Consider the following 3,899-nt stretch of genomic DNA (forward strand, 5'->3'; position numbering starts at 1 on the left):
GCGGCGGGCGCAGGCCCCGCCCTACGGGCGGACGGCGCTACTTTGAAGACAGGCCTTAGCGCCGGAGTACGCGGCCGGTTCACCGGGCAGACCGGTGAACCGGCCGTACCCGGCTCACGCCCTCATCCGGCGGTCGAGAACCCGTACGTCGTCGCCGAGGCGAACTCCTCGCCCGGCCGCAGCACCGTGCTCGGGAAGTCCGGCCGGTTCGGCGAGTCCGGGAAGTGCTGGGTCTCCAGCGCGATGCCCTCGCAGGGGCCGAACGGCCCCGCGTCGAAGCCGTCACCGGTGTAGAGCTGGATGCCCGGTTCGGTCGTCGTCACCTTCAACAGCCGCCCCGACGCCGGGTCGTACAGCTCCGCCGCGACCGCACCCGCCGAACACCCTTGCTCCAGAACGAAGTTGTGGTCGTAACCCGACCCCACCTCACGCGGCTCCCGGAAGTCGAAACGCGTCCCGCCGACCGGCGCGGGCGCACCCGTCGGCACCGAGTCGCCGTCCAGCGGCGTGAAGTGCCCGGCCGCGATCCGCAGCACATGCCCACCGGCGCGGCCACTGCCCGCGCCGCCCAGATTCCAGTACGAGTGATTCGTCAGGTTCACCACCGTCGGCGCGTCCGTCACCGCCCGGTAGCCGACCCGCAGCGATCCCGCCGCGTCCAGCGAGTACGTCGCCGAGACCTCCAGCCGCCCCGGGAACCCCTCCTCGCCGTCCGGGCTCACCAGCGACAGCCGCACACCGTGCCCGTCCGCCGCGGGCTCCGCGTCCCACACACGCTTGTCGAAGCCCCGCTCACCGCCGTGCAGACAGTTGGACCCGTTGTTGCGCGGCAGCCGGTACGTCCGCCCGTCGAGCGTGAACGTCCCGCCCGCGATGCGGTTCGCGTACCGGCCGATCAGCGCGCCGAAGTACGGCGACGGACAGTCGGCGTACCCCGCGACCCCGTCGAAGCCCAGCACCACATTGGCGCGCGCCCCGTCGCGGTCCGGCACCTCGACGGACTGGAGGATCCCGCCGTACGTCAGCACCCCCACCCGCACACCGGCCCGCTCCAGGACCCAGCGGTGGACGGGAGTGCCGTCGGGCGCCGAACCGGCGCGCTCGGGCACGGCCACCGGCGCGGGCGGGGCCACGGTCATGTCGTTCACGGTCGACTCGTTCACGGTCGCCGACCCTACGCCGGGGGCTTGGCCGCGACGACGTTGCGGTAGGCGATGTCGGCCAACTTGCCCTGGCCGTTCTTGCTCGGGTGGAACCAGTCCCAGGTGCTCAACTGGTCACCCGTGAACCGGAAGTCGAAGACGGCCCCGCCGTCGTAACGGCAGCGCAGATCCTTCGCGCACACGTCCTTGAGCACCTTGTTGTACGCCACCACCCGCGCCTGCACCGTGGCGCGCCGCTCCGTGGCCTCGGCGCCCATGTCCTGCGAATCGCCGAGCATCGAGGAGCAGATCCCCAGCTTCCAGATCTGCCGGCCCAGCGGATTGTCCTTGCCCTCGGACCAGAGCCGCTTCAGATCGGGCACGCTCGCCACGTACACCTGCGTCTTGGGGGCACCCGCGCGCAGCCGGCGCATCGACTCCTCGAACGACGTCCGGAACTCGTCCACCGGCGTCATCAGGGCCGCCTCGTCCTTGCAGGCGTCGTTGGCGCCCATCATGACCGTGACCAGATCCGGCTTGTGGCCGGCCACCTTCGCCATCTGCGCGGGCAGCTCACCGACGGAGGCGCCCGAGCGCGCGTAGTTCCAGCTGCGGTCCGCGACGCCCGGCGCACCGAGCAGCCGCACGGCGAGGCTGCGCACCCCGTCGTCCGTGCCGGTCGCCCAGGACGCCTCGGGGCAGTCGCTGAGGATCCCGCAGGCGTCGAAACCGCGCGTGATGGAGTCGCCGACGGCGGCGAGGGAGGTGGGAGTGCGGTCCCAGATCGGCTTCGGCGGGGGCGACTGGCTGGTCTTCGCCTTCGTCCAGTCCGGATCGGCGCCGTCCGACGCCCCGCACCCGGCCAGCGCGACGACGGCGACCAGCAGCCCGGCACAGGAGCCTGCGACGCTCGCGTACGGTGCCCGGCGACGGTCCCGGCGCCCGCCGAGGCGTCGCTCACCCCGTCCCTGAGGGTTCTGAGGCATCGTGTGAACCCTCCGCGTGGGCGTCGTCATGCGTACGGCGGCGTCCTGGCGAGTGAAAGCTTCGCGCATATCGCCTTTGGGACCGACAGTACGGCACCCCCGTGCCCCCCGCGCAAGGTAGCTTTCAGGCGTCGAACCAGAGTCAACAACACCTTCCGACTCCGGTAAGTTACATCCCGTCACATGCTGTCCGTTTTGCGGGGTTTCACTCTCGATGCTGTTTACTGAGGCCGCTGGGAAAGGCGAACCTCGTCCCACACTGGAGGTCCCGGTGACCACACGTGGTGTTCTGTACGTGCACTCCGCGCCGCGCGCGATGTGCCCCCACGTCGAATGGGCGGTGGCGGGCGTCCTCGGCGTGCGCGTCCAGCTCGACTGGATCAGGCAGCCCGCCTCGCCCGGCACCTGGCGGTCCGAATTCTCCTGGCGGGGCGAGGCCGGCACCGCGTCCAAGCTCGCCTCCGCGCTGCGCGGCTGGCAGATGCTGCGCTTCGAGGTGACCGCCGAACCCAGCCCCACGGCCGAGGGCGAGCGCTACAGCGCCACCCCCGAGCTGGGCATCTTCCACGCCGTCACCGGCATGCACGGCGACATCCTGGTCCCCGAGGACCGGCTGCGCGCCGCCCTCGCCCGGTCGCTGAGCGGCGAGACGCAGCTGGAGGCCGAGGTCGCGAAGCTGCTCGGCAAGCCGTGGGACGACGAGCTGGAGCCGTTCCGGTACGCGGGTGAGGGCGCGCCCGTGCGCTGGCTGCACCAGGTCGTCTGAGCCGGTCAGCCGGTCAGCCGGACACTTGGACGTCGCGGTTTCGTTCTACCGTGGGCGCATGGCTGATCAACTCGAAGTAGCTGTTCTGGGCGCGGGCATCATGGGCGCGGCGATGGCTCGCAACATCTGCCGGACCGGGCACGCGGTCCGGGTCTGGAACCGTACCCGCGCGAAGGCGGAGCCGCTGGCGGCCGACGGGGCGCGGATCGCGGACACCCCGGCGGACGCCGTACGCGGCGCGGATGTCGTCGTCACGATGCTCTACGACGCCGCCGCCACCCTGGAGACCATGACGGCGGCGGCCCCGGGGCTGCGGCCCGGCACGGTCTGGCTCCAGGCGACGACGGCGGGCCTGGACGGGCTCACCCCGCTCGCCGAACTGGCCGACGCGCACGGACTGGTCTTCTTCGACTCGCCCGTGCTGGGCACCAGGGGCCCCGCCGAGCAGGGGAAGCTCGTCGTCATCGCCGCGGGCCCGGAGGGGGCGCGGGACACCGTCACGTCCGTTCTGGACGCCGTGGGCGACCGCACACTCTGGGTGGGCGACGACGGCGCGTCCGGGGCGGCGACCCGGCTCAAACTCGTCTGCAACAGCTGGGCCCTGAACCTCACCCACGCGACGGCCGAAGCGCTGGCCCTGGCCAAGGGGCTCGGCGTCGACCCCCGGGGGTTCCTGGACGCCGTCGCGGGCGGCGGGCTCGACAGCGGCTACCTCCGCCTCAAGTCGTCGGCGATCCTCGACGACGACTACACACCGAGCTTCGCCCTCACCACGGCCACCAAGGACGCCCGCCTGATCGTCGCGGCGGCCGAGGCGGCAGGCGTCCGGCTGGACGTCGCGGAGGCGGGCGTGAACCGCTTCACCCGCGCGCTGGCCCAGGGCCACGGCGCCGAGGACATGGCGACGACGTACTTCGCGAGCTTCGACGACTGACCTCACAGCCGCCGGGACGACCGCGACGCCGAGAACGCCGCTACGCCGGAGGCCCGGCCCCCGTCCAGGAC

The 3,899-nt window shown here is 72.2% G+C and carries 4 protein-coding genes; 2 read left to right on the forward strand and 2 right to left on the reverse strand.

Annotation, left to right across the window (positions count from 1 at the left end; genetic code table 11):
- Positions 1 to 122: 122 nt before the first annotated feature.
- Positions 123 to 1,139 carry an aldose epimerase family protein gene (locus tag ACFUN8_RS37100; RefSeq protein WP_383647794.1) on the reverse strand — a complete coding sequence of 339 codons (1,017 nt, stop codon included), beginning with the start codon at positions 1,137 to 1,139 and terminating at the stop codon, positions 123 to 125.
- Positions 1,140 to 1,174: 35 nt separating this feature from the next.
- Entirely contained in the window at positions 1,175 to 2,128 is a 954-nt protein-coding gene (locus ACFUN8_RS37105) for an SGNH/GDSL hydrolase family protein (RefSeq protein WP_383647785.1), read from the reverse strand.
- Between the two features lie 271 nt (positions 2,129 to 2,399).
- On the opposite strand from ACFUN8_RS37105, the gene ACFUN8_RS37110 reads away from it, so the two are divergent.
- The gene (locus ACFUN8_RS37110; protein WP_383647788.1) at positions 2,400 to 2,894 is read left to right on the forward strand and encodes a DUF3145 domain-containing protein; all 495 of its coding nucleotides are present in this window, start codon (positions 2,400 to 2,402) and stop codon (positions 2,892 to 2,894) included.
- A gap of 58 nt (positions 2,895 to 2,952) precedes the next feature.
- A complete protein-coding gene (locus tag ACFUN8_RS37115; protein ID WP_383647790.1) occupies positions 2,953 to 3,828 on the forward strand; it encodes an NAD(P)-dependent oxidoreductase in 876 nt (291 codons plus the stop codon).
- The last annotated feature ends 71 nt before the right edge of the window (positions 3,829 to 3,899 follow it).

The sequence above is a fragment of the Streptomyces sp. NPDC057307 genome (assembly GCF_042667665.1).
Lineage (GTDB): Bacteria > Actinomycetota > Actinomycetes > Streptomycetales > Streptomycetaceae > Streptomyces.

Coding starts and splice junctions, on each gene's coding strand:
- ACFUN8_RS37100 (WP_383647794.1), bottom strand. CDS start 1,139: ATGACCGTGGCCCCGCCCGCGCCGGTGGCCGTGCCCGAGCGCGCCGGT.
- ACFUN8_RS37105 (WP_383647785.1), bottom strand. CDS start 2,128: ATGCCTCAGAACCCTCAGGGACGGGGTGAGCGACGCCTCGGCGGGCGC.
- ACFUN8_RS37115 (WP_383647790.1), top strand. CDS start 2,953: ATGGCTGATCAACTCGAAGTAGCTGTTCTGGGCGCGGGCATCATGGGC.